This window comes from Devosia sp. 1635, from assembly GCF_013185955.1.
Lineage (GTDB): Bacteria > Pseudomonadota > Alphaproteobacteria > Rhizobiales > Devosiaceae > Devosia.
The window spans coordinates 1,315,932-1,340,496 of the sequence record NZ_JABAOM010000001.1 but is presented as its reverse complement, the minus strand read 5'-3'; the positions used below and the strand labels follow the sequence as shown (position 1 = coordinate 1,340,496).

The window sequence follows — 24,565 nt, the reverse complement described above, 5'->3', positions numbered from 1 at the left end:
TGTGATCCGGGTCCCAACCAATGGGGCCCGGCAACAATTGCAGGACGACGCCCAATGGCCGACGACAACCGCGCTTCCTACGGCCGCCCCTCTCCCGACGCGCTCTTGGAAAGTGCCAAGCGGGAAGCGCGCGGACGGCTCAAGATATTCCTCGGCGCGGCGCCCGGGGTAGGGAAAACCTATGAGATGCTCATGGCCGGTCGGGCCAGGCTTGCAGATGGTCACGACACGATCATCGGCGTGGTGGAGACCCATGGCCGCCGCGAAACCGAAGCGCTGGTAACTGGCTTTGAAATCATCCCCCGGGCGCGGGTTGACTATCGCGGCCAGCAGCTCGAAGAGATGAACATCGATGCCATACTTGCCCGCCGGCCGGCGCTGGTTCTGGTGGATGAGCTGGCTCATTCCAATGCTCCGGCCAGCCGGCATCCCAAGCGCTATCTCGATGTTGAAGAAATTCTGGATGCGGGCATCGACGTCTATACCACGCTCAACATCCAGCACGTTGAAAGCCTCAACGACGTCGTCGCGCAGATTACCCGCATCAGGGTGCGCGAAACGGTGCCCGATTCCATCGTTGACCGGGCCGACGATATCGAGATCATCGACATCACGCCCCAGGATCTGATCAAGCGACTGCATGACGGCAAGGTTTACCTGCCCACGACCGCAAAGCGGGCGGTGGAGAACTACTTCTCTCCCGGCAACCTTACGGCCTTGCGCGAACTTGCGCTGCGACGCACGGCGCAGCGGGTGGACGATCAGCTGCTTTCGCATATGCGCTCGCACGCAATTTCGGGCCCGTGGGGCGCCGGTGAACGCGTCCTGGTGTGCATCGACGAACATCAGCGCGCGCCTTCGCTGGTGCGTTATGCGCGCCGCCAGGCGGAACGACTGCGGGCCCCGTGGATGGCGCTGCACATCGAGACGGCCCGCGTAGCCGCCCTGTCCGAAGAGGCCAAGGACCGTCTGGCCGCCACCCTGCGCCTCGCCGAGCAACTTGGCGGTGAAGCAATTACCCTGCCAGGGCAGGATGTTGCCGCAGAGATCATCCGCTATGCCAGTGCTAACAACGTAACGCACGTCATCATCGGCAAGCCCCGCAAGCCGCGCTGGCGGGAGTATTTCCAAGGTCCGGTCTCATACGAGCTCATCCGGCAAGCCGGCGATATCAGCGTGCACGTGATTGCCGGCAGTGAACAGGATGAAATCGTACAGCCCCGCGGCGTCGTGCATGTTCCGCCGCGGCGCTTTGCTCCTAAAGCCTATTTGTTTGCCACCCTCTATGTCGGGATCGCACTCGGTCTGGGGCTGCTGCTCAATCGTGGGCTGGACATCACCAATGTCGCGCTGTTGTTTCTCGTTCCAGTTCTGGCCTCTGCAGTCACCGCGGGGTTACGTCCGGCATTGGTCGCGTCGGTGCTCGGCGCGCTGGCATTTAACTTTTTCTTTCTGGCCCCGCTCTACACCCTTGACGTCAGTGATCCCGAAAGCGTCATCGCTCTGGGGGTGTTTTTCGGGGTTGCAGTGGTATCCAGCAATCTGGCGGCGCGCGTCCAGCGCCAGGCTGCCGCCGCCCGCAACCGCGCCCGGACCACCGAGGACCTTTATTTGTTCAGCAGGAAACTGGCTGGGACGGGTACGCTCGATGACGTCCTGTGGGCCACCGCGTTCCAGATTGCCTCCATGCTCAAGCTGCGTGTCGTCCTGTTGCTGCCCGAAGCCGGCGTGCTGACGGTAAAGGCCGGCTATCCGCCCGATGATACCCTGGTCGATGCTGATATCGCCGCTGCAAGATGGGCCTGGGACAATAATCATCCGGCGGGCAGGGGGGCCGATACGCTGCCGGGCGCCAGCCGTCTCTATCTTCCCCTCCGCACCGGGCGCACCGCTGTGGGGGTCTTGGGCCTCGACAACGATAAGCAAGGGCCGCTTCTCACGCCAGAACAGCAGCGGCTGGTTGATGCCTTGATTGATCAGGCAGCACTGGCCATCGAACGTATCCAGCTGGTAGCCGACGTGGATCAGGCAAAGCTCGCCGCCGAGGCCGATCGGCTGCGGTCCGCTTTGCTGACCTCGATTTCGCATGACCTCAAGACACCTCTGGCTGCTATCATGGGCGCCGCAGGGACGCTGCGCGAATATTCAAGTTCCATAACCGAAGTCGACCGATCAGACCTTCTGGCTTCGGTGATCGACGAGTCAGAGCGGCTCAATCGCTTTATTGCTAATTTGCTCGACATGACGAAGCTGGAGTCCGGCGCCACCAGACCTAACTTTTCCATGCATTATCTCGGTGACATCGTTGGGACCGCCCTGCGGCGTACCGCAAAGATCACCGCCAACCACAGGACCGAAGTCGAGCTGCAGCCAGATTTGCCCATGCTGCGTGTTGACCCGGTCCTGCTCGAGCAGGTCTTGTTCAACCTGCTCGACAATGCGGCCAAATATGCGCCGGCTGGTTCGACAATTCGCATCAGGGGGTGGGCGGAAGATGGAACTGCGGTGCTGCAAATCATCGACGAGGGAACCGGCATTCCCGACGATGATCTGGAACGCGTTTTCGACAGCTTCTACCGGGTGCGCAAGACCGACCACGTGCGGGCTGGGACGGGGCTGGGGCTATCAATTTGCCGGGGCTTCATTGAGGCAATGGGCGGCACAATCGCGGCTGCCAATCGCCCTGATCGGTCAGGCGCCATTCTCACGGTGCGCCTGCCTGCGCCGGCCGGCACACAAGCTCTGGAAGGTCTCGAATGAGTATCCCGTCAACAAAGATTCTGGTGGTGGATGACGAAACCCCCATCCGCAAGCTGCTCCGGGTCGGCCTGGAAACCGAAGGCTACACCATCCTGGAAGCCGGAAGCGGCCGGGAAGCGGCACAGATTCTGGCGCAGAACAGGCCCGATTTGATCCTGCTGGATCTTGGTCTCCCCGACGTGCAGGGGCATGATCTGCTCGCCAAATGGCGCAGTGAAGGTCTGGACCTGCCGATCCTGATCCTGTCGAGCCGTACGGACGAGGCCGGCATAGTTCGGGCGCTCGAACTGGGAGCTGACGATTATGTAACCAAGCCCTTCGGCACGCGGGAACTGGCCGCGCGTGTTCGGGTTGCCTTGCGCCACCGCCTGCAACAACAAGGCGAACGGGCGCTCTTCCAGACCGGGGATCTTTCGGTGGATCTGGTCAAGCGCATCGTCAAGGTGTCCGGCAAGGTGATCAAATTGTCGCCCAAGGAATACGACATCCTGCGCATATTGGTGCAGCATGCCGGTAAGGTGCTGACGCACCAGCACCTGCTCAATCAGGTCTGGAGCGGATCAACGGACGTGCAATACCTGCGCGTCTACGTTCGCCAACTTCGCCAAAAGATCGAACTGGCGCCTGACCAGCCTCAGTACATCATGACCGAAACCGGCGTTGGCTACAGGCTGCGGGAGGCTGATGAGCCTCAGCTGCCAACTGCCAGTGCCGGCGAATTGTGAGCCCACCTAGACCAATGAACATTACTGATTTTCTGAGCCCCGAGCACATCATCGTGGGATTGCAATCGCCAACCAAACGAGCGGTTCTACAGTCGCTTTCGAGCAAGGCTGCCGCTTCCTTGAGCCTCGATCCAGCCAGCGTGCTCATGGCACTTGAGGGAAGGGAGATGCTGGGTTCAACCGGGGTTGGACGGGGCATAGCCATTCCGCATACCGTAATTCCGGGTCTCAGCCGTCCGTTTGCGCTTCTTGCTGTTCTTGATCGTGCGGTAGCATACGAAGCCATTGACGATGAGCCGGTCGATATCGTGTTTCTCTTGCTCATGCCGCAAGAAGACAGGAGCGCTGGACTAAAGGCACTCGCCGCAGCTTCGAGACTTCTCCGGGTCAGCGCCTGCGCAACGCAGATCAGACGGGCTACTGATCCAAAGGTGCTCTACTCTCATATCGGGGCGTTCAAAGCACAGTGACACTGTGTGCTCCAAGCGTACGAGAGCTTTTCTAGCAAATGTCGAGATCGAAAACGCTTCACCGGCAGCGGAGACGCCGTTGACCCACCTAGGCCCGAACGGACGCTGTCCACCATGCAACGATAACGCGCGCGTTTGATCCTGCTGCGCGGTGCTATGCAGTTGGACCAGGCATATCCATGTAGTCCAATACCGGGACCTCATGTAGCCCGACAGCCGCAGTCGGATCTTCAGCACTGAGGCGCAAGGCTTGCGTGGCAAGCGGAGCTGAACGCTGGAAGGCCACCCCAAAGATGCCGGTCCGGAGCCGACCCCGATTGCGGAGGTTCGCGAAGAACGTCGCTCCTCCTGGAAGCTGCCGTCAAACCTCTCGGCGGCACTACACGACCAGTTGGTGCTCTGATCTCGCACCGGTTAGGTCCGCCTGTCGCTCGAGAGTAAGTACGGCGCGTGGACTATCTGAGCGGCGCCCTAATTTGCGTCTTAGCCAGAGAGGCCACTCTGCACCTGTCCCAAGGGTGGACTGAAGCCAGGGAAATACCGGAGAGCCCCGTTTCCGATGCCAGGGGAGCGGCCTGGAAGGGATGGTCAATCCCAAGGCGAAATTCTCCTTTGCAAGGCATACGGCCCCGCATCACTCGGGCTTGTATTGGCCCTCCGTGAAGGTATTTAGTGCGAAGGACTGACCTGACCCTACTAATTGTTAGCCTTGAGCAACGCCTAGGCAATGGTGAACCGGCAGTCTCCGCACGCTGACCAACGCGGCCGAGCCGGACGTGCTTGGAGGCCCTGCCTCAGTTGCACCACGCCGAGGACACGATCCCGTCAACTTCGAGGCTTCCCCCGTCGCCACTCCGGCACCGGTGAAATCGTCACGATCTTGACTTTGGTCAGCGCGGCAGTGGGTGAGGAAATTAGAATGATCTCAGGCTCCGAAGCGGGGCTTCCAAGGAGATCACGATGCGCCAAAACTCTGAGATTGAACCCCGGTACACTGACGGCATCCAGGCAGACGCTTTCCGCCATGCGATCCAGCAACGGGTAGTAAAGTCGGGACTTCTTGCAGCGCTTACCCTCCCCATGATTTTTGGAATGTCAGGGGCCGCTTTCGCCGCCAAGCTGGAGGTCGGCTCTCTGGCCTGCACGGCCGGAGAGAGCGGCGGCATCATCGTAATGACGGAGCAAGCGCTGGACTGCGTATTCCAGCCGTCCGCCGGCGGTGAACCTCAGCAATACGTTGGCGAGGTCCGTAAGTTCGGACTGGACGTTGGCGTGACGGGCGGGACCCAGATCCAGTGGCTTGTTCTCGCCGACGAGTCCGACTGGGATCCTTCGGCGCTTGGCGGTAACTACCTCGGTGTGTCAGCCGATGCGTCCCTCGGCATCGGCGCGGGCGTCAATGTCCTGCTCGGTGGCACCAACGGCTCCATCGTGCTGCAGCCGGTCAGCGTCCAGGAAGAAGTCGGCCTCGATATCGCCGTCGGCATCACCGACCTTCAGTTGACCCCCGTATAACTGTACCCGACGGCGCCAAAGGGCAGGCATTCTGGTTCCGCACCGCAATCGTCGGGCCATCAGAATGCGGGCGAGCCAAATGGCTCGCCAGACTTTTTCAGGCGCCCCACTGCTGTACCGAGTTGACGACCGTCCCGCACCTCCACTTTGGCACATCGATGCCGCCGGGGGGCGTCCACCCCATTACCTCCACCAGATCGCTACTAAGAGCAGCCGGAGTTGAACTCCGCTTTGTATAAGGAGTGTCACTCCGCTCATCAAGGACCTATCCCGATCCATGGCAGAAATCATTGAGACCCTTCGACGGAAAGCGCGCGCAGATGGTCAGCGCAATCGAGCTCTCCTGCTTGAAGCCGCTAAGCGTGTGCTGAACGAAAAGGGTGCCGCCGTCAGTCTGAACGAGATCGCCCAAGCGGCCGGGGTGGGGAACGGGACGCTCTATCGGCACTTCCCGACAAGAGCCGCCCTAGTGGCGGCAGTGTGTCAGGAGGACGCGCGCGAACTTATCAACGCCGCTACCCATCTGGCTGCCACACGCGCGCCGCTAGAGGCGCTTTCAGCGTGGATGAATGCCTTTATCGGGTGTATTGCGACCAAACAGATCGTTGCGGAAGCCACTACTGCGCTGCTCTCCACATCACTGGACAGCACAAACTCTTCCTGCGTCGATGTCGGCGCGGCCCTCACGATGCTCTTCGATCGCGCTGTCGCCGAAGGACAGATAAGGGGCGATGTTGACCCGTTGGACCTCGTGCGGGCTGTAACTGGCGTCGCGACGATCAACTCGCACCCTGACTGGAAGAACAACGCTAGGAGGCTGATTGGCGTGATTATAGCCGGGCTGAGGCAGAACTCATCCACTTGAGGCGGGCGCGTGAGACTCTCCGCGACCACCTACCATGTTCGCTTTGGTCATTCTGGTCCGCAGAAGCTACCTGACAGGAATCCACCCCGTGGCGGTCGGTCTGCAGCCGACCCAAGTCGGTCGTTCGCAGCGTCGTGCGATGGTCCCGATAGCTGCCATGGGCCCGCTCCTCGAATTCGTGCAGGGACGCCTTCAGCCTCAGCACTCCTGGCTCAAGCCGGATCGAACGCCTGGGATAATGTCGAAGGGTGAAGGTCCGTAAAACTGTGAAGTGTCGCTTGTCCCGAGCATTCGGCTGCGCTCTGGCTGACTTGTGCGGACTGAAGCACCGATCGGGCGCTCCACGTGCTCAGTTCCCGCAAAACCGGCACTAAGTCCAACTTCTGTGGGCCAAAACAAACCAAATCCAGTCAGGGCTTTAACCGCTCGACGGAGGCGATCAGGATCGAGACGACCCCGACACCAGCGTCAGAGGCGGTTTTGGGATGCTGGACAATTAATCGTCTTTGCATGGAATAAGCCTGCCCTCTGTAACGTATACCCCTTATGTCCACCGTACATTTGGCTGATGAACCGACCGCCGCAGCGTTGGCATGCGACCCGGGAGCGCTGCGTTGCAGACGTGTCCGCTTGGGCCCGTCACCTTATGAAAACGGGGCGTTGCATCGGTATCGCTGAACTCGAGCGTAAGATGAGCCGAGGACACCCGCTGTAATCTGACAGCGAGTTTTTCAGCCCGAGAACACTTATGCCTCCCTCAACCTCTGGCGGCCAACAGGCGCCAAACTCACCACGGACCTTATGACACTATCGGAAGTCTCAGTTTCTACACCAGCAGCGGCGGTGCTGTGGTGATCGAGCCCATCTTGATGCTTCTCGTCGGTGTGCTCGTGATCCTCGCGATCATTGCCGCGAACGGCTACTTCGTCGCGCAAGAATTCGCCTATATGTCGGTTGACCGCACCAGGCTGGCTGCGCGCGCTGCTGAAGGTGATGTGGCGGCCAGGAACGCTCTGGCGGTCACCAAACGCACGAGCTTCATGCTCTCGGGAGCGCAACTGGGGATCACCATCACCGGGCTTCTCGTAGGTTATGTCGCTGAGCCACTCGTCGGGGAAGCCTTGGGCGTGCTGCTCGGCGGCGTGGGCGTTCCGAGCGAAGTCGGCATCGCTGTTGGGACTGTGTCGGCTCTGGTGTTCGCGACCATTGTCCAAATGATCTTCGGGGAACTTTATCCCAAGAATCTTGCCATAGCCAATCCAGAGCCGCTAGCACGCGCCCTTGCCAGATCGACCGTCATCTACCTGTCGGTCTTTGGCTGGCTGATCGGCTTTTTCGACAAGGCCGCCAACCTGCTGCTCAAGGCGCTGCGCATCGACCCGGTGCATGACATAGACGTGAGCGCATCCGCCGAGGACCTCCCCCGCATCATCGCTGACTCGCGAGACAGCGGTGACCTTCCGGCCGAGCTTTCCCTCATGATGGATCGCATTCTCGACTTCCCGCAACGCGACGTAGAGCATGCGATGGTGCCTCGCTCGCAGGTCGATTGGGTACACCCCCAGACGACGCTTAGCGAAGTTCGCGAGCTGATGGCGCGAGCGCATACCCGCTATCCGGTTATTGACGATGAGGATGCCCCGGTCGGCGTCGTGCACCTCGCCGATGTGCTGGCGCGCCTGGAAGACGGCGGCGGGGAAGAGCCGGTGTCATTCGTGATGCGCCCGGCAACCGTAGTTCCCACGCTGATGCTGTTGCCCGATGCACTGACGCAGTTGATGGAGAGCGAGAACCAGCTCGCTTGCGTGATCGACGAATATGGCAGTTTCACCGGCGCTCTGACGCTCGAGGACCTCGCTATGGAAATTGTCGGGGAGATTACCGACGAGCACGATGTTGAGCCAGGTGAGGCGGTTGTGCCGGAAGGCGAAGACATCTGGGTGATGCATGGCGATGTTCATCTGGACGAGGTCCAGCGTGCCATCGGGCATGACCTGCCACGCGGAGACGTTGAGACCTTGGCGGGCTTGCTAATCGCCGAATCTGGCGCTTTGCCCAAGGCGGGTGACAGGGTCTTGGTGGATCTGCCGGTCGATCCTGCCGACCTCGTGGATGACAAGCCGCTGCGACGGCGGCTGGAGGTCGATGTCTTGCGCATCGAGCGCCATGTTCCCGCCGAGTTGCGGGTCCGCCTGGTCGAGATTGAGACAGCCGAGGACGAGCAATGAGCCCACTGATTGTCATCCTGGCGACGATAGCCCTGATTGGCTTGAGCGCGTTTTTCGTTATCATCGAGTTCGCCTTGCTTGGGGCGCGACGCCATCGCCTTGAGGAGCTCGCTCCCACCAGCTTGTCTGCCCGCGCCGCTCTGAAAGGCATGAACGATCTGACATTGATGCTGGCGGGCGCTCAGCTCGGCATCACCGTCTGCACCTTTGCGCTCGGCGCCATCACCAAACCCGCGGTAGATTACGCGCTTGGACCGGTTTTCCTGGCTTGGGGCCTGCCCGACTGGGCGGCTGGCGGCGCGGCCTTTGCTTTGTCTATGTTCTTCGTAACCTTCCTGCATCTGGTCGTTGGTGAAATGGCGCCCAAGTCCTGGGCGATAGCGCACCCGGAACGATCGGCGCTCACTATCGGCATCGTCGCGCGCGTGTTTATCTGGCCGCTGCGTCCGCTCCTGGTCTGGATCAACAGCATCGCCAACGCCTTGGTCAGGGCCAGCGGCGTGGAGCCGGTCGAGAGCGCTGCCGTTGGCGGTCAGGACGTTGCCACGATCCGGCAACTTGTCGAGCATTCCGCGAAGGTAGGCGTGCTTGAAACAAGCGTGCAGCAGCAGATTTCGGGGTTGATCGATCTTGGCACGCTTCCTGTCAGCGCCCTCGTGGCCGAGGGTGTCGAGCCAACCCATGTTCCGCCCTCCGCCACTATCGCTGATATACGGGCAGCCGCCATCCAGTCGGGGCATATGCGCATCCTCGTGTTGGGGGCTGGCAAGGGCGCACCATCGGTGGTGCATGTTCGCGATACGCTCCTGCTCGAAGACACTGAGCTTGCGGTCACAACTGCCCGGCCGGCCTTTGTTCTCGAGGCATCAACGCCCGTCTACGAGGCTCTCGCCAGCATGCGGGAATCGAGCGTTCAGTTTGCGGTGGTCGCTGAAAACGGCGGGGTGCGCGGGATTATCACGCTCGCCGACATCCTGCAGCGCGTGCTCCCCGCCACAAGGGCATTGCAGCTCACACCGACAAAGGCCGCCTTCGCATAGATGAACCTGCAGCAAACTATTGTGCCGGAGAAGGAATAAACCGGGTCCGCAGAACGCATACTTGATATGGCACAACGAGCGCCCCGAACCAACGTCATGAGCCAGCTTGCTGGATTGCGACGCTATGCCCTTTCCCTGACGCGGCATGAGGCCGATGCAGAGGACCTCGTGCATGACACGCTGCTGCAGGCCCATCAAAGCCGACGCAGCTTTCGTCCGGATGGAAATCTGCAGGCCTGGCTGATGGGCATCCTGCATAATCGGTTCATCGACAGGAAGCGCTCGGCGGCGGCGGCGGCCCGACGCGATGAAGCTGCGGGGCGGCTGCAGCCGACTTTTGCAGCACCCCAGCAAGAGGACAGCGTCCGACTTGCTCAAGTGCGCCGGGCATTCCTGGAGCTGCCCGAAGAGCAGCGCTCAGTGCTGCATCTGGTCGCGATCGAGGAGCTGTCCTACCAGGAAACGGCCGATGTCCTCGGTGTACCCATAGGCACCGTGATGTCGCGCGTAGCCCGCGCCCGCGAGCGTTTGCGGGAGATCGAGGCCAGCCCCAAGAAGGGGGCTGTTGCTTTCAAGATAGTCGGAGGACGTGATGACGCATATTGATCCGATCTCTGAAGAGGACCTGCACGCCTATATCGACGAGCAGCTCGACGTCGTCAGGCGTGTCGAGGTGGAAGCCTTTCTGGCAGAACGTCCTGAGGCCGCAGCACGCGTCATGGCCGATCTTCGCGCCCGCGATGAATTGCGCCTGGCTCTCGCCCCAATGGCGAGCCTCGTGCGGCCCTCGACCGGGGACGCGGCAAGGCGCATCGATGCAGCGCTTTCGCGCCAGGCCATGGTGCACCGGTTCCGGCCCGCGATGGCGGCAGTTGTGCTCGTTGCAGCCGGCTGGCTGGCTCATGGTGTCTACAGTCCTGGCACTCTTGGAGCCAATGCGGTTCCCGGCTATGTCGAGGCGGCACTGAGCGCCCGGCAGACTAGCCTCTTGCGCGCGGCGATGTTCTCCCAGCCGGAAGCACCTGATTATGACCGCGCCGAACTGCTGTCGGCGACGGCGATTGTCACGCCCGAATTGCCGGCCGATTGGACGGTCACCGATGTACAGGTTTTCCCTTCCCAGTTCGGGCCCAGCATCGAAATGACGATTGATGCCGTGGGCTATGGCACGCTGTCCTTGTTCGCCGCCCGCCCGGGTGGTTTTGCCGTATCCCCTGTCAGCACCCTCGAAATGGACGACTTGTCCGGCGCTCATTGGCAACTGGGCGAGGTTGCCTATGCCTTGCTGGGTGAGAGACGGCCTGAAGGGCTGGGGCAGCCAGCTGTGACTCTAGCCGAAACCTTATATTGAACCTGGAGACGTTCCGATGAGAGCCCCCAATTCCCAGTTCCGCTGGGCCAATCCTTCCAGCACGCTCAGCAACGCCCAGTTTGACGAGGGCCTGCGCAGCCATATGCTGCGGATCTACAACTACATGGCCCTTGGCCTCGTGGTCACCGGTGTGGTGTCCTTTGTCGTGGGCAATACGCCCGCGCTCTATGTCCCCATATTCTCGTCGCCACTTAAATGGGTGGTGATGCTGGCTCCCCTGGCGTTCGTGCTATTCTTTTCGTTCAAGATCAACTCGATCTCGGCTGCGACTGCGCAGGCGCTGTTCTGGGCATTCAGCGCCGTCATGGGGCTGTCGCTGGCCTCCATTTTCCTGGTCTTCACCGACACCAGCATCGTGCGCACGTTCTTTGCTGCTGCCGCGATGTTCGGGGCCACCAGCCTTTATGGCTACACCACCAAGCGCGACCTGACGCAATTCGGCTCATTGCTGATCATGGGTTTGATTGGGGTGATCGTCGCCTCCATCATCAACATCTTTCTGGGCTGGGACACGCTCCAGTTCGCCATCTCGATCATCGGCATCATCGTCTTTGTCGGCCTGACGGCCTGGGACACCCAGTCAATCAAGGAACAATATGCCGAGCATGCCGGTGCCGAGGCCAACCAGAAGCTAGCGGTGATGGGTGCGCTTTCTCTCTACCTGAACTTCATCAACATATTCCAGCTGCTGCTGCAGTTGACCGGCCAACGCGAAGAATAGGATCCTCAGACATGCTCGCACCTGAAGACCGCAAGGCCGTTGAAGGCCTGTTCGAGCGCCTCCAAACCGTAGCCGACCAGAACCCGGATCGTGATCCGGACGCGGTCGCTCTCATCGAGCAGCGTCTGTCCCACGCACCTGCAGCACCCTACTACATGGCCCAGACAGTGCTGGTACAAGAACACGCACTCTCTGTTGCTCAGGATCGGATCGCCGAGCTGGAGCGCGAGTTGGCTCAACGCCCCGCAGGGGGTGGGCTGTTTGGGGGCCTTTTCGGTGGCGGTCAACCGCCGTCGCGCCGTGCGCCTGCAAGGCTCGCTCCAGGCGCCCAAGGAGCGCCAGCAGCAGGCCAGCAGGGTGGCGGCTTTCTCGCGGGCGCTGCCCAGACGGCGCTGGGTGTAACCGGTGGCGTGCTGCTGGGCAGCGCCATTGCCGGCATGTTGTCACCCGGACAGGCGATGGCGGAAGAAGAGCCGACCCCTGAAGAGGATCACGCCGCTGGCGAGAACGACTTCGGGGGGTTGGATGACATGGAGTTCTAAGTCTCCATGGCGGAGTTTAGGCAACCCATAGTCCATGAAGGGAAGGCAGCGCCTGATGATGCCGACCATTGCCTATCGGCAACCCTGTTGCGCATCGCGGCCGAACCCGGCCGCGAGCGCATTTACATTCGCGACTTGCTCGCGGAGCTGAACCACCGCGCCATCGCAGCCATGCTGTTCATTTTTGCGGTGCCCAACACCATTCCTGTGCCCCCCGGAGTGTCCGGTATACTGGGTGCGCCGCTGATCTTTTTAGCTGCGCAACTGATGCTGGGCAGGCCACCCTGGTTACCGCGCTTCATTGCCGATCGATCCTTCCCGAGAGGCGACTTCGCAAAGGTCGTTGGCAGGATCGGCCCGTGGCTGCAAAAGGCGGAAAAGCTGATGCGGCCGCGCCTCGGCCGGCTGGCCAGCCGGCCCGCCGAATATGGGATCGGTGCTCTTGCACTGCTGCTTGCTCTCGTACTGTTCCTGCCTATTCCCCTTGGCAATATGTTGCCCGCCATGGCCATATGCATCCTGGCTTTGGGCCTGATCGAGCGTGACGGGCTCTGGGTGCTGATCGGAACTGCGGTGTCGATCGCCTCCCTCGTTATCGTTTCCGGGGTTGTCGCGGCATTCGCCTTTGCCACTTGGCTTGCTGTCAGCACGGTGTTCATTTGAGCCTGCGGTCTCAGCACCGATAGTCACATGAGCGTCTGCTTACACATGGGTACACTAAACAAGAAGGCCGCCTTTCCACCCCCCTGGCGAAATGGGGCAGGGGCAGCTCTCGACCCCATTCCAGCCGATAAATGGACTTATGCAAATTCCGAAAAGCAGACATGTCTGACAACAGATGTAGCTACGCGGCCGGCCGACGGTGGAAGTTAGTTCACTATCGAATCCAGATTTGAGGTCGCCTGGGGTCCCGCCACGGCGCGGAGCCCAAACTGGGCCGCCGCCTTCCTTGATGTGTCGTGTTTCTTGGTTATATTGAATACACGCCAAGCATGAGGAGCCTTCCATGTCCCGCACTACGACCACGACGACTATGACCGTACGTCTGAGCGGTGCGCTCAGCGATTTCGTCGCGGCCAATGTCGGCGAGAACGGCTCCTACGAGAACATCAGCGAATATGTCCGTGACCTGATCCGGCGAGACAAGGAGCGGGCCGAGCAGGAGGCTTTCGACCGGCTGAAGGCCGAGCTGACCCGCGCATTCGCCGCGCCCGAGACCAGCTACGGGCAGCTGACAGCGGCCGAAGTCATCGCTCGCAACCGGGCCTGACCGGATGGCGATCCGGGTTCAGGAGGCGGCATCACTCCGCCTCGATGACATCTACCGCTATACGCGCGACCGATGGGGCGAGGTTCAGGCCGATCGCTACATTACCGGCATGTTCCAAGCGTTCGAACGGATCGAGGCGCATGGCGTCGCCTCAAAGCCCATCCCGGCAGAGTTCGGCGTCGATGGGTTCTTCTTCCGGTACGAGCACCACTTCGTTTATTGGCGCCGACTGTCCGACGGCGATATCGGTATCGTCGCGATTCTGCATGAGCGCATGCACCAGATCGACAGGTTCAAGGAAGATTTTCGCGACTGAGACGGCAGGCGCCCACGCCCACAGTGCTTGCACGGGCCGTCGGCGGCTTCCGCTGGTGGAGAAGGTTCGACGGTAGGCCCATCCCCTCCGCCACTTTTCATAAGTGGTCGTTGAGAGGTCCGCCTGCCGTCCGGGGCCACGTCCCGTGGAGAATGCCACCTGGTTGTAGATCTTAGGGATGAGCAAGGAAGCGGCCACTCCACACGTAACGATTGACCACGCAGCTCCGAGACCCACATGTTGTTTGGTCGGCAGTCGCTTATCTCGACCATGAAATTTCGCCATTGGCATCCGAAGATGACAGAGGCTTGGCTCTGGAGTGGCTTAGGTTCAACGGCTTGGATAGCGACTATCCGAGTGCCAAGCGATGGGTAGCCAGCTCCTGGTGCTTTGCGCACGACGATCCCGCAGTGCGATCGTGGTGCCGGAGGGTGTTGTCCGCTTAGTCTGAGCATTCCCCATTTGCAGACCGTCCGAAAACCACCCCAAAACGAAGTGGGGTAGGGCGCTGCTAACGACCCCATTCAGACCTTCGATATGACATAGCTAAATCCCAAAAACTGCCGCTCGGCAATTTGACCGTCAAGATCGCTGACGGGGGAATAACGTAAGCGATATCTCAGCAGCGGCATGCTATCGATGAAGCGGAAATGCTGTAGGCTGTGAACATCAATGGCCACTGAACAAGGGCGCGGATGACTGAGAGTTACACCATGCTCTTAGCCTCTACGGGAAGAACGATGTCGTCGACAGAATCGAATTTGACGGATGCCGAAGCCGAGGCAGCGCGCTTAGCCGCCGTGAGGCGCTACGACATACTCGACACGCCGCCGGACGGCTCGTTCGACAGGATCACCGCGCTTGCAGCTAGCCTGTTTAACGTGCCGATCTCGATCATCAGCCTAGTCGATACGGATCGGGTCTGGTTCAAGTCCCATCACGGGCTTGATGGTGTCAAGCAGATCGGCAAAGAGCCGGGACTATGCGCATCGGCGATCGTACAGGATCAGGTCTGGGTTCTCCAGAACGCGGCGACAGACGTTCGTTCCCTGGCCAATCCACTGGTCGCCGGAGAGTTCGGTCTGAGGTTCTACGCAGGCGTTCCGCTAACCACGGCAGATGGATTCAAACTTGGCACGCTCTGCGTAATCGATCGCGAGCCACGCCCGGTCACCGAAGAACAGATCAAGCAACTTCGTCATCTTGCTTCGGTTGTCATGGACCAGATGGAACTGCGCCTGGCTGCACGAAAAGCGGTTGCAGAGCTTTCCGACGCACTCGAGACAGCTCGCATGCTCGGGCAGGAAATCGACCATCGCGTGATGAACAGCCTGCAGCTGGTTTCATCCATGCTGCAGCTCCAGGCAAGGCAGGTAGAGGGCTCGCATGCCGCCGAACAGCTTCGCGTGGCGGCTCTGAGAGTTGCGTCGGTGGCCCGGGTACACCAGCATATCTTCAAGAACCAGAGTGCCGGTTCGGTGAATGCGAAGGGTTACATTGAAAATCTCATGGCAGAGCTGCAAGGTACGTTGAACGCGGATGTGCCCATTCTGGTCGATGTACAGCCTGCCTCATTGGCGGCGGACCTGCTCGTACCTCTGGGCCTGGTCCTGAACGAGCTGGTCATCAATGCGACCAAACACGGGGGCGGTCAGATCAAGGTAAGCTTCGAGGAGCCGTCACCCGGAAGGCATAGGCTTTCGGTTGCCAACTCGGGTGACCGCCTGTCCGCGGACTTCAATCCGGCGAATACGAGTGGGCTGGGCATGAAGGTCGTCGTGGCATTGGCCCGTCAACTAGGCGGGACTCTTCAGTTCGGAACTCGGGAAGACGGAGCCGGTGCCAAGTTCTGGATCGACTTTCCAGGGCTGAAAGACACCGTTCACTGACAGGTGGAACGAGATGGCGGAGTGTAGGTAAGCATCGCTTCCTTAATCCATGCATTGTCCTAAAACGCCTTGCTGGAGCACGTTATGTCAGACGACTACACGCCATTTGCCTTGGTTTCGGATGACAACGTGCTCATCCGTATGGATGCGGCGCGAATTCTCGAAGACGCCGGCTTCCGGGTCTACGAGGCGGGGGAAGTTGGGGAGGCCCTGGCGATCCTCGAGGAGTCCCACGCCAGCATCCAGTTGCTGTTCACCGATGTGGAGATGCCGCCGGGTGAACTTAACGGTTTCGACCTCGCCCGCACCTGCGCGAAGAATTGGCCGGATATCGCCATCGTGGTTTCGTCAGGTCATCTAAAACCGCAGCCCGGGGACATGCCGGACGGCGCCGTCTTCATCGGGAAGCCCTTCTCGGCAGATGTCGTCTACGACCATCTCCAGGAGATTATGCCGGACGACATCATGCCGGAGCAGCTCAAGAAGGCCGCGAAGCGCGAAAGCTGAACGGCGAGGGTGAAAGAGAAAGCCGCCCGCGGTGGGGACACACCGCCTGCGGCTTTCTTAAACCGCGCTGGAGGGGTATCGCGCGCCGTTTGGCCTGATAATGAGCGACCCCGAATTCGGTTCCTAGAGCGCGTTCAAAAGAGGCTTCTTGGTATCCGCACCCTCGTGCCGGCTATTGTTCACCTCGCGGCCGACCCGGAAGAACTCAAGCTGGCTGTCAAGATGGTTGTCGAGCAGGATCGCCTTGGCATCGTCTCCCTTGGCATCGCCCGACAACGAGGCATCGTAGGCGTTCTCCTCGAGGATGACCGGCATGCGGCCATGGATATCGGCGATATGCTCGACCGCCGGCGCCGTGATGATGGTGCAACTGGTGCCATCGGTAGAGAACGGTTTGGCCAACACCGGCGCATTACCGCATTGCGCCAATACGTCGGCAGCGTTGTAGCCCGTGGTGAAAACCACCGGAATCTTTCGTTCTTGGCAGGCGGCCGCGACCTGGAGGCTGGTCGTCAAACCAAGATTGGTATCGAGAAGCGCAAGTGTGGTCGGTTAGCGTCGAGAAAGGTCAGCGCGTCAGCTTCGGAATAGAGGATCCCGTCCACAACCCAGCCGAGGTCGGCCGCCATTTCCTCGATCATCATTGCAATCAAGGGCTGGTCTTCAACAATCATCAGTCCAGCCGTGGCCGTCATTGGTGATCTCCTCAGTGAACCAGCTTAGTTAACCCCGATAAACCGGCGTCTGGATTTTGGTCTTCTACCGTACGCTTGAACGGCCGTGTGAGCGCGCGCTGTGGCTGCTGATATTCCAGCGCGAGGCGGTAACGGGAGCTTTGCCCAGGATGGGAGCACGCTCCTCGACTTCCTGCCTGAACATGGCGCTGCGCCGGGCCAGCCGCGGGAGCCTTCGTCTTCAATGGTACCGGTAGTTCAGCGGTGCACCCGGAACCTCTCCGGACGTGCCGAGGCTTCGCGGTCTCCAGAACGCCATCCCTTGTTTTCACGCGACAGCGGGCGGAATCCAGGCGACCCATGTCAATCATGCTAACTTGAGCTGGAGGATATCGAACGTTACCGCTCGAGTGGAACGCGCCTTTGGGTCAGGGGGCCCTTGAGCGCCAGACCAACGGCCTCGAGAGCGATGAACAACTAACTTGTGAGCCGAAAGGGTAACCTCGACTCACACGGTGCATTTGGGTCTTGCACGTGCCGCTACACGATCAACTCTGCTGCCGGTCACTTCCGACTGCGGGGCCAACAGGGAGGGTCAGGTGAAAATCTGTATTATCGGCGGGGGCTTTGGATCCCCAGAGCCTCAAGGATTATCTGGACGTCATTTTGCGCCATGCACCCCATAGCGACGGCTTAGCGCTGCTGCATGCGCATCGGGCGTGCGGGCGATTACGTGCACGGTCTTCCCGCCCGTTATCAACATCCGCACCGCAGCGGAACGGACCTGCTGCTCCTAGAAAACTGCCAAAGCCCAGCATCCCTTCCTCAACGCTGCGCCAGGCGGATTGGGGGAGCGGCGATCAGGAGCGGACCACAAACAGCCCCACCAGCACGGCTGCCCAGTGCGTCGCGGCCGCTGCCACGACATGGCCGTGCCAGATGGCTTTGGCGAACTGCAGGCGCTTGTTGGTGTAGAAAAAAACACCAGCTGAATAGAGTAGCCCGCCAAATGCCAGGAGCCACAGCACCACCGCGGAGGTTATCTCGGCAAGGGGGACTGCTGCGATGGCGCCGATCCACGCCAGGCCCAGGTAGATAGGCACCCAGACCCTCTGGCTGATCGGCGGCAGGAAGATCTTGCCGGCAATTCCCAAGCCGGCCAGCACCCACAGGCTGGTCGTCAGCGACCAGGCCCAGGCCCCGGACAGCAGATACGCGGTGAACGGCGTATAAGTGGCTGCGATCATCAGGAAGATGCCGACATGGTCGAGCCGGCGCAGCACGGGCTTCCATTCAGCCGGCGCGAAGTTGTACGCGGTGGAGAACCCGAACATGCATACCGCGCCAAGCGAGTAGATCGCGATGACCGCAAGCCTGCCAGGGGCTGGATCCTGGATGCCCATCCAAAGCAGGATGGCGCCGCCAAGGAGGGCCAGGCCGAGACCCAGCAAATGTACAAACAGATCCGCGGCGCGCGCCTGAACGCTGGGATAATGCGGGCGGGCTTCCACAAGGCCTCGGTTCGGGCTTTCCATTTGCCGTATATAGGAAGCGGGGCACGCGGGTGCTACAGAGTGTGTAGCAAAACGATCGCACTTTTTCATCAACTAACCGACGCGGGAAAACACACGTGCTGGTGCCCGTACCTTCTCTAGCCATGCCGCGCTGATTAAGGGGGATGAACGACAACGGCTACAGGGGCAAACGTCACGTCGTGCGTTTCCCATCGTCACATTGCATGCACTGACGCACCAAATGTCCGCTTGCACAACCTTGAAGCTCAAAAGCTGCCGGTCTGAAAACCACCCCCCCCCATCGGCCTTTATCGCGCTGCCCCGCGATGAACGTTTCCGGTGCAGGGCGCAAATAGGCCGGGGGTCTTCCTTAGCCCAGCCATCGCTCCAGCGCACCCAACGTCTGCAGCCCATATTCGACTGCACCGAAGGCCACCACCGCCTGCCGCCGCTCGCGACTAGGATGCAGCTGACGCATCCTCAGCACGGTCTTACCGTCGGCCTGCTCGTCGAACGTGACCACCATGTGGAAGCCGTTTGGGTCGCTGTTCTCCGCGCCATAGTCGATGACAATCCGTTCATTAGGGACGATCTGGATGAACCGCATCAGGTTGGGAAAGCGCTGCTGCTTGCCCTCGAATACCCCCACCATGTCGAAGCGCCAGAACCCGCCCTCGCGCATATCGGCCTCATGGCTCTCGATGCTTAGCCCGTCCGGGCCGTACCATTGACTAAGCGCCGTCGGGTCCATCCACGCCGCAAACACCTTGGGGCGCGGGTGCTTCAGCACTTTCACCAAGACGATCTCGCGGTCCATAGACCAGGTATCGAGCAGGTTCTCGAACAGCATCGTCATCGGGGTTCCCTTCACGTCCGGTCGAGATAGCGTTCAAGCCGATCTAGCCGCTCGGCCGCACGATGGCGCTCTATTTCCATCCAGTCTGCCGCCTCGTCGAACCGCTCCGGCACAAGCCGGCACCAGCGGCTGCGTCCACGCTTCTCACTGATGATCAGGCCGCACTCTTCCAGCACTTTGAGGTGCTGCGAAAACGAGGGCAACGCCATGTCGAACGGCGCGGCCAGCGCACTGACCGGCATTTCTCCCTCGCGCAATCGCGACACCACAGCGCGCCGTGTTGGGTCGCTCAGAGCATGGAAGGCCAGGTCCAGTGGGGTCGAGTGATAAGGCATGTCCAAGGCCTAGCGTGGACCTTCCATCTGGTCAATCTTAAAGAGGCACTTGCCTTACTGTCAGAGTCTTAATAAGAAGGTACCTGCCTTACTGACATTGCACACCTGGAGTTCGCTATGGCTGTACGTGTCGACTTAATGATTTCGCTCGATGGCTTCGCCACCACTACAGATACTACTCCCGAAAAGCCCTTCGGTGAAGATTGGGGGCGCTTGACCGCTTCCTACGTCGCCACGCGCACCTTCCGTGAGCGTGTCTTTCACGACAACTCAGGTGCCGGCACCACTGGTGTAGATGACGCCTACGCCCGCGCCTATTTTGAGAACACGGGTGCTGAAATCATGGGTGCTGAAATCATGGGTGCCGGCAAATTTGGCCTCCATAACTTCCCCGACGATCCGAACTGGAAAGGCTGGTGGGGCGATGAGCCGCCGTTCCACTGCCCTGTCTTCGTCCTCACTCATACTTCGCGTCCCACGCTCACGGTGTCAGACACCACCTTCCACTTTATCGACACCAGCATTGAGGACGCACTCGCACGCGCTACCGCCGCTGCCGCCGGCAAGGATGTCCGCATCGGCGGTGGTCCCACCCTCGTGCGCGCCTACCTTGAGGCCGATCTGGTCGATTACCTCCATGTCGCTATCGCGCCCATTGTCCTCGGCAGCGGCGTTCGCCTGTGGGACAACCAGCGCCGTCTCGAAGCCCGCCTGCCATCGGTCACATCCGAGACCGCCGAAAGCGGCACCATTCACCTGACCTTCGCCCGTTAAGGTCACGGGCCGGCGAGAGCCTCCACATCGACCGGTATGATCATTTAAAACTGCCGGCAGCAGGCAAAATGCCTTGGCTTGGAGCGGAGCTGGAACGTCCGCTTCCATGTCCGGGTGAAGCAATAGCAGACTGTCTGCAACCCACCCCATTTCTGACGGGCGGCCAAGAAAGTTGAAGGGCAGGGTAGGGGCCCGGGAGCGGTGGTCGGAGTTTAGCGGCATCAGCCGGTAAGCTGCCGTTCCGACTGCGTTGATGCCGCGGGCCGGTATGGGGGCCGACAAGTGACCGGCAGCTTATGACCGACCAAACCCGCCGTTCGCATGGCGACGTGGGGCTCGCTTCTGTTGAGTGCTGTTCCTGTTATCCTCATTTATACAGCTGACGTGGCTGGGAGCTGATCTGCAAGCGCAGTGTCACCGTCTCGGAACGAAACAGCCGGAGAGCCAAGTGCCAAGAGAGCGGCAGGCGCCGGCCAAGCCGTTAGGAAAATGTATGAGCAAGCGCGTCGAGCACGATTCGATTGGGGAACTGCCCCTTCCAGCCGATTCCCTATATGGAATCCACACGGCGCGGGCGCTGACCAACTTTCCCATCACGGGCGTCAGGCTGTCGCACTTCCCTGAGCTACCGCGCGCACTGGCCATGGTGAAGAAGGCGGCGGCGCTGGCAAACGCCCAGGTGGGAGCGCTGGCACCCGAGCTCGCCGAAATCATCGCCGCTGTCTGCGACGAGATCATCGACGGGAAGCACCACGAGCACTTCGTCGTCGATATGATCCAGGGCGGGGCCGGTACGTCGACCAACATGAATGCCAATGAGGTGATCGCCAATCTTGGGCTTGACCGGCTCGGACGGCCGCGTGGTGACTATCGGCATCTGCATCCTAATGACCACGTCAACTGTTCGCAGTCGACTAACGACGTTTACCCGACCGCCGCACGGCTTGCCATTCTGCTCGCCTCCCGAGCGCTAATGGGCGTGCAGCGCCACCTCAGCGAGGCTTTCGCCGAGCGGGGCCGTGCCTTCGCCGGGATAGTGAAGGTTGGCCGCACCCAGTTGATGGATGCGGTTCCCATGACTTTGGGAATGGAGTTCTCCGCTTTCGCGGCAACAATCAATGAGGACATCGAGCGCCTGGGTCAGGTTTCGGACCTACTGCGCGAAACCAACCTTGGCGGCACTGCAGTGGGAACTGGCATCAATGCTCCGGCGGGCTACCGGGAGGCCGCAGTGTCTCAACTATCCGCCATATTTGGCATGCCGCTGATTCCGGCAACCGACTTGGTGGAGGCCTCTTCGGACCTCGGTGCTTTCGTTACCTTCTCGGGGGTGCTGAAGCGCATTGCGGTCAAGCTTTCGAAGATCTGCAACGACCTGCGGCTGCTCGGCAGCGGACCTCGAGCCGGGATCGGCGAGATCATCCTCCCGGCAGTGCAGGCCGGATCATCCATCATGCCCGGCAAAGTCAACCCGGTGATCCCCGAGGTCGTGAACCAGACAGCTTACCAGGTGATCGGAAATGACCTCACGGTGACCCTCGCCGCTGAAGCAGGGCAGCTTCAGCTCAACGTGATGGAGCCGGTTGTCATCTTCAACATCCTCCAGTCGATCCGTATGCTGGAAGCCGCCATGACGGTGCTGACAGAGCGATGCGTCACCGGGATCGTCGCCGACGAGACGCGAATTGCGAGCCTCTTGAGCAACAGTCTCGTTGCTGTAACAGCTTTAGTGCCTCGTATCGGCTACGAGAACGCGGTCGCCGTTGCGAAGGCGGCGCAGGGGAGCGGACATTCCGTCGAGGCGACGGTGGTCGCTCTAGGTTTTCTAACGCATGAGGAGTTCGCCGCCCTAATGCAGCTCGAACCTCTCACAGAGTCCGCGGCCAGAGCCGACAACAAGCGAAAGGAGGAGAAAAGCTAGACGGTGTGGTGTTGGGGTTAGTGGCGAGCTTTGTCAGGCAGCCCCGCTCCGAGTGGCACTTTGGGGGCCGGCAGCGGACTGGCTGTTTTCAGAATTTACAGATTGGATAGCTGCCGTTCAGCAGCAGGTTGGTCGATGGCAGCTCCGACCCCTTATCGGCCGTGAGCGTCAGCGCCTCCATTTCCCGGAAGCCGCCGCTCCTTCACGCAGCGGCAACCGTCACAGTGGCAGGCAGGAAGCAGCTCATTATGCAAATGACCTTGATGAGGCGATGCGGAAGTCGGTTTTCGCATGGCCAGCATTCGGTCGACGCATCGGGTCACCCGAACGGCTTGGCGCCTGCCGTGTACAATCAGCGAGCTATCGCGAACCAGCTTACAGGGCGTAGGCTGTCAGGCCATCGACCAAGGCGTCGAAGACGAGACGCACCCGCCGCACCTGCTGCAGGTCCTCATGCGTGACCACCCATGTCTCAAACTCCATCCTGAACGCGTCCGGCAACACCCGGACCAGCTCGGGGTTGCGTTCGCCCAGCCCGACGTGACAAACGCCGATCCCAACGCCCGCGCGGATCGCCGCTAGTTGGGCAAGGTCGCTGTCGGTGCGGAAGATGAAATCCTCGGGCCCGAATGAAAGGCCGCGCTGACGCAAGGTGCGGATGCCAGCCGTCTCGCTTTCAAAGCCGATCAGTCCGGCGGATCTGACCTCTTCAAACGAGGTGGGCGTGCCATGGGCGGCCAGATAGCTGTGGCAGGCGTAAAGACCGAGCCGTATAGCGCCAATGCGCTTGGCCACCAGCGCGTCCTGCACCGGACGCACCATGCGAATGGCAATATCGGCCTCGCGATCGAGCAGATTCTCGGTGCGATTGTTGAGCCCCAATTCGATCACCAGTCCCGGATGCCGGGCCCGCAGCGCCGCCAGCATTGGCGGCAGAACTTCGACCCCCACGACCTCGCTGGCGGTGATCCGCACCGCACCGGCGGGCGACCCGGCCTCGGCAGAGGCGGCACGCGCAAAGGACCGGGCGGCGCTCGACATGGCTTCGACATGCGCGGTCAGCTCATGGGCAATGGCGGTCGGCAGCAGTCCAGTGGGCGACCGGGTGAACAGCACGATGCCGTGCTCGCTCTCCAGATCCTCGATGCGACGCCGAACGGTGGGTTGGGCGACATTGAGGACCCGGGCCGCAGCCGACAGACTGCCCTCGCGCATCACGGCCATGAAGGCCCGCTGCCGCTCCCAGTCGATGCTCGCATTCCGGGCATTTATGCTCATACATTTTATACTAACGGCCTGAATGCTCTTGTCAATTTGCTTGATGGCTGTCCGCATTCATATTGGTGGGACACAACAGGAGCTCACGATGATCCTTCTTACAGGTGCCACCGGGCAGGTCGGCCTTGAACTGGCAAAACAGCTTTCCGCCCAGGGTCTAGCGGCCAGGGCCATGACACGCTCCGCTGCCGCCGCCGACAAGCTCAAAGGCCTTGCGGGGATCACGCCGGTCACTGGTGACTTCGACGACCTGGCCTCGCTTGGGGCGGCTTTGCAGGGCGTTGATCGGGCCTTCCTGCTCACCAATTCCACCGAGCGGGCCGAGCAGCAGCAACTAACCTTTGTCGCTGCGGCCCAGCGGGCGGGGGTCAAGCATATCACCAAGCTGTCGCAACTGCATGCCGCAGCCAGTTCCCCGGTGCGCTTCCTGCGCTATCACGCGGCGGTGGAGCAGGCGATCCGCGACAGCGGCATGACCTTTACCTTCCTGCGGCCCAATCTGTTCATGCAGGGATTTGTGGGTTTCGGCGGCGCCATCGCCGCCACGGGCAAGCTGTTTGCGCCCATCGGCAACGCGAGGGTCAGCCTGATCGATAGCCGTGACATTGCCGCCGTCGCCCTCGCCGTGCTGACCACCTCCGGTCACGAGGGCCAAGTCTATGATCTCACCGGTCCGCAGGCGCTGACCCATGAGGATATGGCAAGGCAGATCGGCATGGCCATAGGCCAAGCCGTCACCTTTGTCGAGATCTCGCCCGATATCATGCGCGATGCCGCGCTCACGGCGGGCTTCCCCCAATGGCAAGCCGATGGCCTGATCGAGGATTACGCCCACTACGCCCGCCATGAGGCCGACGGGGTTGGCCCGGCAGTGTCAGCGGTGACGGGGCGTGAGGCCCGCTCATTCGCGGCTTTCCTCGCCGACTACAAGACTGCTTTCACCATCAAGCCAGGAGCTGAACAATGAAAGGACGTACGATGATGAGTGCCAGC

25 protein-coding genes are annotated in these 24,565 nt (G+C 60.9%); 19 read left to right on the top strand and 6 right to left on the bottom strand.

Going from position 1 to position 24,565, the window contains the following annotated elements:
* Nucleotides 1–54 precede the first annotated feature (54 nt).
* The 16 genes from HRU92_RS06770 (at nucleotide 55) to HRU92_RS06695 (ending at nucleotide 16,220) form a co-directional block, all read left to right on the top strand.
* Nucleotides 55–2,760: a sensor histidine kinase KdpD gene (locus HRU92_RS06770; RefSeq protein ID WP_173087863.1), complete on the top strand. Its 2,706-nt coding sequence runs from the start codon at nucleotides 55–57 to the stop codon at nucleotides 2,758–2,760.
* Nucleotides 2,757–3,485: a response regulator transcription factor gene (locus HRU92_RS06765; RefSeq protein WP_173087861.1), complete on the top strand. Its 729-nt coding sequence runs from the start codon at nucleotides 2,757–2,759 to the stop codon at nucleotides 3,483–3,485. The genes HRU92_RS06770 and HRU92_RS06765 overlap by 4 nt, the downstream gene beginning before the upstream one ends.
* Before the next feature lie 14 nt (nucleotides 3,486–3,499).
* The gene (locus HRU92_RS06760) at nucleotides 3,500–3,955 is read left to right on the top strand and encodes a PTS sugar transporter subunit IIA (RefSeq protein WP_173087859.1); all 456 of its coding nucleotides are present in this window, start codon (nucleotides 3,500–3,502) and stop codon (nucleotides 3,953–3,955) included.
* Nucleotides 3,956–4,915: 960 nt separating this feature from the next.
* Nucleotides 4,916–5,470, top strand: a complete 555-nt coding sequence (locus HRU92_RS06755; protein WP_173087857.1) for a DUF992 domain-containing protein — start codon at nucleotides 4,916–4,918, stop codon at nucleotides 5,468–5,470.
* 277 nt (nucleotides 5,471–5,747) lie between these two features.
* The gene (locus tag HRU92_RS06750) at nucleotides 5,748–6,335 is read left to right on the top strand and encodes a TetR/AcrR family transcriptional regulator (protein ID WP_173087855.1); all 588 of its coding nucleotides are present in this window, start codon (nucleotides 5,748–5,750) and stop codon (nucleotides 6,333–6,335) included.
* 869 nt (nucleotides 6,336–7,204) lie between these two features.
* Nucleotides 7,205–8,563: a hemolysin family protein gene (locus HRU92_RS06745; RefSeq protein ID WP_248307045.1), complete on the top strand. Its 1,359-nt coding sequence runs from the start codon at nucleotides 7,205–7,207 to the stop codon at nucleotides 8,561–8,563.
* Entirely contained in the window at nucleotides 8,560–9,603 is a 1,044-nt protein-coding gene (locus tag HRU92_RS06740) for a hemolysin family protein (protein WP_173087851.1), read from the top strand. Before HRU92_RS06745 ends, HRU92_RS06740 begins: the two co-directional genes overlap by 4 nt.
* Nucleotides 9,604–9,699: 96 nt before the next feature.
* Complete coding sequence (locus HRU92_RS06735; RefSeq protein ID WP_248306970.1) at nucleotides 9,700–10,209, top strand: sigma-70 family RNA polymerase sigma factor; 510 nt, start codon at nucleotides 9,700–9,702, stop codon at nucleotides 10,207–10,209.
* The gene (locus HRU92_RS06730; RefSeq protein ID WP_210259491.1) at nucleotides 10,196–10,954 is read left to right on the top strand and encodes an anti-sigma factor; all 759 of its coding nucleotides are present in this window, start codon (nucleotides 10,196–10,198) and stop codon (nucleotides 10,952–10,954) included. Before HRU92_RS06735 ends, HRU92_RS06730 begins: the two co-directional genes overlap by 14 nt.
* Before the next feature lie 16 nt (nucleotides 10,955–10,970).
* Nucleotides 10,971–11,696: a Bax inhibitor-1/YccA family protein gene (locus HRU92_RS06725; protein ID WP_173087845.1), complete on the top strand. Its 726-nt coding sequence runs from the start codon at nucleotides 10,971–10,973 to the stop codon at nucleotides 11,694–11,696.
* A gap of 11 nt (nucleotides 11,697–11,707) precedes the next feature.
* Nucleotides 11,708–12,238, top strand: a complete 531-nt coding sequence (locus HRU92_RS06720) for a DUF2076 domain-containing protein (protein WP_173087843.1) — start codon at nucleotides 11,708–11,710, stop codon at nucleotides 12,236–12,238.
* A 6-nt stretch (nucleotides 12,239–12,244) separates the two neighbouring features.
* Nucleotides 12,245–12,901 (top strand): exopolysaccharide biosynthesis protein, encoded by a 657-nt coding sequence (locus HRU92_RS06715; protein ID WP_173087841.1) that lies wholly within the window; start codon nucleotides 12,245–12,247, stop codon nucleotides 12,899–12,901.
* A 343-nt stretch (nucleotides 12,902–13,244) separates the two neighbouring features.
* The gene (locus HRU92_RS06710; RefSeq protein ID WP_127753252.1) at nucleotides 13,245–13,508 is read left to right on the top strand and encodes an addiction module antitoxin; all 264 of its coding nucleotides are present in this window, start codon (nucleotides 13,245–13,247) and stop codon (nucleotides 13,506–13,508) included.
* A gap of 4 nt (nucleotides 13,509–13,512) precedes the next feature.
* Nucleotides 13,513–13,824 carry a type II toxin-antitoxin system RelE/ParE family toxin gene (locus HRU92_RS06705; protein ID WP_173087839.1) on the top strand — a complete coding sequence of 104 codons (312 nt, stop codon included), beginning with the start codon at nucleotides 13,513–13,515 and terminating at the stop codon, nucleotides 13,822–13,824.
* Between the two features lie 740 nt (nucleotides 13,825–14,564).
* On the top strand, nucleotides 14,565–15,713 hold the full coding sequence (locus tag HRU92_RS06700; protein WP_173087837.1) for a histidine kinase dimerization/phosphoacceptor domain -containing protein: 1,149 nt from the start codon (nucleotides 14,565–14,567) through the stop codon (nucleotides 15,711–15,713).
* Between the two features lie 84 nt (nucleotides 15,714–15,797).
* A complete protein-coding gene (locus HRU92_RS06695; RefSeq protein ID WP_127753243.1) occupies nucleotides 15,798–16,220 on the top strand; it encodes a response regulator in 423 nt (140 codons plus the stop codon).
* A 123-nt stretch (nucleotides 16,221–16,343) separates the two neighbouring features.
* Here the strand turns inward: HRU92_RS06695 and HRU92_RS06690 are convergent, their stop codons facing one another.
* From HRU92_RS06690 to HRU92_RS06670, 5 genes are all read right to left on the bottom strand, one after another.
* Entirely contained in the window at nucleotides 16,344–16,736 is a 393-nt protein-coding gene (locus HRU92_RS06690) for an SOS response-associated peptidase family protein (RefSeq protein ID WP_173087835.1), read from the bottom strand.
* On the bottom strand, nucleotides 16,733–16,915 hold the full coding sequence (locus HRU92_RS06685) for a hypothetical protein (RefSeq protein ID WP_173087833.1): 183 nt from the start codon (nucleotides 16,913–16,915) through the stop codon (nucleotides 16,733–16,735). Before HRU92_RS06685 ends, HRU92_RS06690 begins: the two co-directional genes overlap by 4 nt.
* Before the next feature lie 839 nt (nucleotides 16,916–17,754).
* On the bottom strand, nucleotides 17,755–18,405 hold the full coding sequence (locus HRU92_RS06680) for a hemolysin III family protein (RefSeq protein WP_206524664.1): 651 nt from the start codon (nucleotides 18,403–18,405) through the stop codon (nucleotides 17,755–17,757).
* Between the two features lie 373 nt (nucleotides 18,406–18,778).
* Complete coding sequence (locus tag HRU92_RS06675; protein ID WP_210259502.1) at nucleotides 18,779–19,258, bottom strand: SRPBCC family protein; 480 nt, start codon at nucleotides 19,256–19,258, stop codon at nucleotides 18,779–18,781.
* Between the two features lie 17 nt (nucleotides 19,259–19,275).
* Nucleotides 19,276–19,599 (bottom strand): metalloregulator ArsR/SmtB family transcription factor, encoded by a 324-nt coding sequence (locus HRU92_RS06670; protein WP_127755372.1) that lies wholly within the window; start codon nucleotides 19,597–19,599, stop codon nucleotides 19,276–19,278.
* Nucleotides 19,600–19,716: 117 nt separating this feature from the next.
* Here HRU92_RS06670 and HRU92_RS06665 point away from each other — a divergent pair, with 117 nt between their 5' ends.
* The gene (locus HRU92_RS06665) at nucleotides 19,717–20,373 is read left to right on the top strand and encodes a dihydrofolate reductase family protein (protein ID WP_173087830.1); all 657 of its coding nucleotides are present in this window, start codon (nucleotides 19,717–19,719) and stop codon (nucleotides 20,371–20,373) included.
* Nucleotides 20,374–20,866: 493 nt separating this feature from the next.
* Nucleotides 20,867–22,294: an aspartate ammonia-lyase gene (locus HRU92_RS06660; RefSeq protein WP_173087828.1), complete on the top strand. Its 1,428-nt coding sequence runs from the start codon at nucleotides 20,867–20,869 to the stop codon at nucleotides 22,292–22,294.
* Between the two features lie 375 nt (nucleotides 22,295–22,669).
* Here HRU92_RS06660 and HRU92_RS06655 read toward each other — a convergent pair whose 3' ends face one another.
* Complete coding sequence (locus HRU92_RS06655) at nucleotides 22,670–23,572, bottom strand: LysR family transcriptional regulator (protein ID WP_173087826.1); 903 nt, start codon at nucleotides 23,570–23,572, stop codon at nucleotides 22,670–22,672.
* Between the two features lie 88 nt (nucleotides 23,573–23,660).
* Here HRU92_RS06655 and HRU92_RS06650 point away from each other — a divergent pair, with 88 nt between their 5' ends.
* Nucleotides 23,661–24,539, top strand: a complete 879-nt coding sequence (locus tag HRU92_RS06650) for an SDR family oxidoreductase (protein WP_173087824.1) — start codon at nucleotides 23,661–23,663, stop codon at nucleotides 24,537–24,539.
* Nucleotides 24,540–24,565: the final 26 nt, after the last annotated feature.

What these genes read in the sequence shown, in the direction of transcription:
- HRU92_RS06770 (WP_173087863.1), top strand. Translation starts at nt 55, where the DNA reads ATGGCCGACGACAACCGCGCTTCCTACGGCCGCCCCTCTCCCGACGCG.
- HRU92_RS06765 (WP_173087861.1), top strand. Translation starts at nt 2,757, where the DNA reads ATGAGTATCCCGTCAACAAAGATTCTGGTGGTGGATGACGAAACCCCC.
- HRU92_RS06760 (WP_173087859.1), top strand. Translation starts at nt 3,500, where the DNA reads ATGAACATTACTGATTTTCTGAGCCCCGAGCACATCATCGTGGGATTG.
- HRU92_RS06755 (WP_173087857.1), top strand. Translation starts at nt 4,916, where the DNA reads ATGCGCCAAAACTCTGAGATTGAACCCCGGTACACTGACGGCATCCAG.
- HRU92_RS06750 (WP_173087855.1), top strand. Translation starts at nt 5,748, where the DNA reads ATGGCAGAAATCATTGAGACCCTTCGACGGAAAGCGCGCGCAGATGGT.
- HRU92_RS06745 (WP_248307045.1), top strand. Translation starts at nt 7,205, where the DNA reads ATGCTTCTCGTCGGTGTGCTCGTGATCCTCGCGATCATTGCCGCGAAC.
- HRU92_RS06740 (WP_173087851.1), top strand. Translation starts at nt 8,560, where the DNA reads ATGAGCCCACTGATTGTCATCCTGGCGACGATAGCCCTGATTGGCTTG.
- HRU92_RS06735 (WP_248306970.1), top strand. Translation starts at nt 9,700, where the DNA reads ATGAGCCAGCTTGCTGGATTGCGACGCTATGCCCTTTCCCTGACGCGG.
- HRU92_RS06730 (WP_210259491.1), top strand. Translation starts at nt 10,196, where the DNA reads ATGACGCATATTGATCCGATCTCTGAAGAGGACCTGCACGCCTATATC.
- HRU92_RS06725 (WP_173087845.1), top strand. Translation starts at nt 10,971, where the DNA reads ATGAGAGCCCCCAATTCCCAGTTCCGCTGGGCCAATCCTTCCAGCACG.
- HRU92_RS06720 (WP_173087843.1), top strand. Translation starts at nt 11,708, where the DNA reads ATGCTCGCACCTGAAGACCGCAAGGCCGTTGAAGGCCTGTTCGAGCGC.
- HRU92_RS06715 (WP_173087841.1), top strand. Translation starts at nt 12,245, where the DNA reads ATGGCGGAGTTTAGGCAACCCATAGTCCATGAAGGGAAGGCAGCGCCT.
- HRU92_RS06710 (WP_127753252.1), top strand. Translation starts at nt 13,245, where the DNA reads ATGTCCCGCACTACGACCACGACGACTATGACCGTACGTCTGAGCGGT.
- HRU92_RS06705 (WP_173087839.1), top strand. Translation starts at nt 13,513, where the DNA reads ATGGCGATCCGGGTTCAGGAGGCGGCATCACTCCGCCTCGATGACATC.
- HRU92_RS06700 (WP_173087837.1), top strand. Translation starts at nt 14,565, where the DNA reads ATGTCGTCGACAGAATCGAATTTGACGGATGCCGAAGCCGAGGCAGCG.
- HRU92_RS06695 (WP_127753243.1), top strand. Translation starts at nt 15,798, where the DNA reads ATGTCAGACGACTACACGCCATTTGCCTTGGTTTCGGATGACAACGTG.
- HRU92_RS06685 (WP_173087833.1), bottom strand. Translation starts at nt 16,915, where the DNA reads ATGACGGCCACGGCTGGACTGATGATTGTTGAAGACCAGCCCTTGATT.
- HRU92_RS06675 (WP_210259502.1), bottom strand. Translation starts at nt 19,258, where the DNA reads ATGCTGTTCGAGAACCTGCTCGATACCTGGTCTATGGACCGCGAGATC.
- HRU92_RS06670 (WP_127755372.1), bottom strand. Translation starts at nt 19,599, where the DNA reads ATGCCTTATCACTCGACCCCACTGGACCTGGCCTTCCATGCTCTGAGC.
- HRU92_RS06665 (WP_173087830.1), top strand. Translation starts at nt 19,717, where the DNA reads ATGGCTGTACGTGTCGACTTAATGATTTCGCTCGATGGCTTCGCCACC.
- HRU92_RS06660 (WP_173087828.1), top strand. Translation starts at nt 20,867, where the DNA reads ATGAGCAAGCGCGTCGAGCACGATTCGATTGGGGAACTGCCCCTTCCA.
- HRU92_RS06655 (WP_173087826.1), bottom strand. Translation starts at nt 23,572, where the DNA reads ATGAGCATAAATGCCCGGAATGCGAGCATCGACTGGGAGCGGCAGCGG.
- HRU92_RS06650 (WP_173087824.1), top strand. Translation starts at nt 23,661, where the DNA reads ATGATCCTTCTTACAGGTGCCACCGGGCAGGTCGGCCTTGAACTGGCA.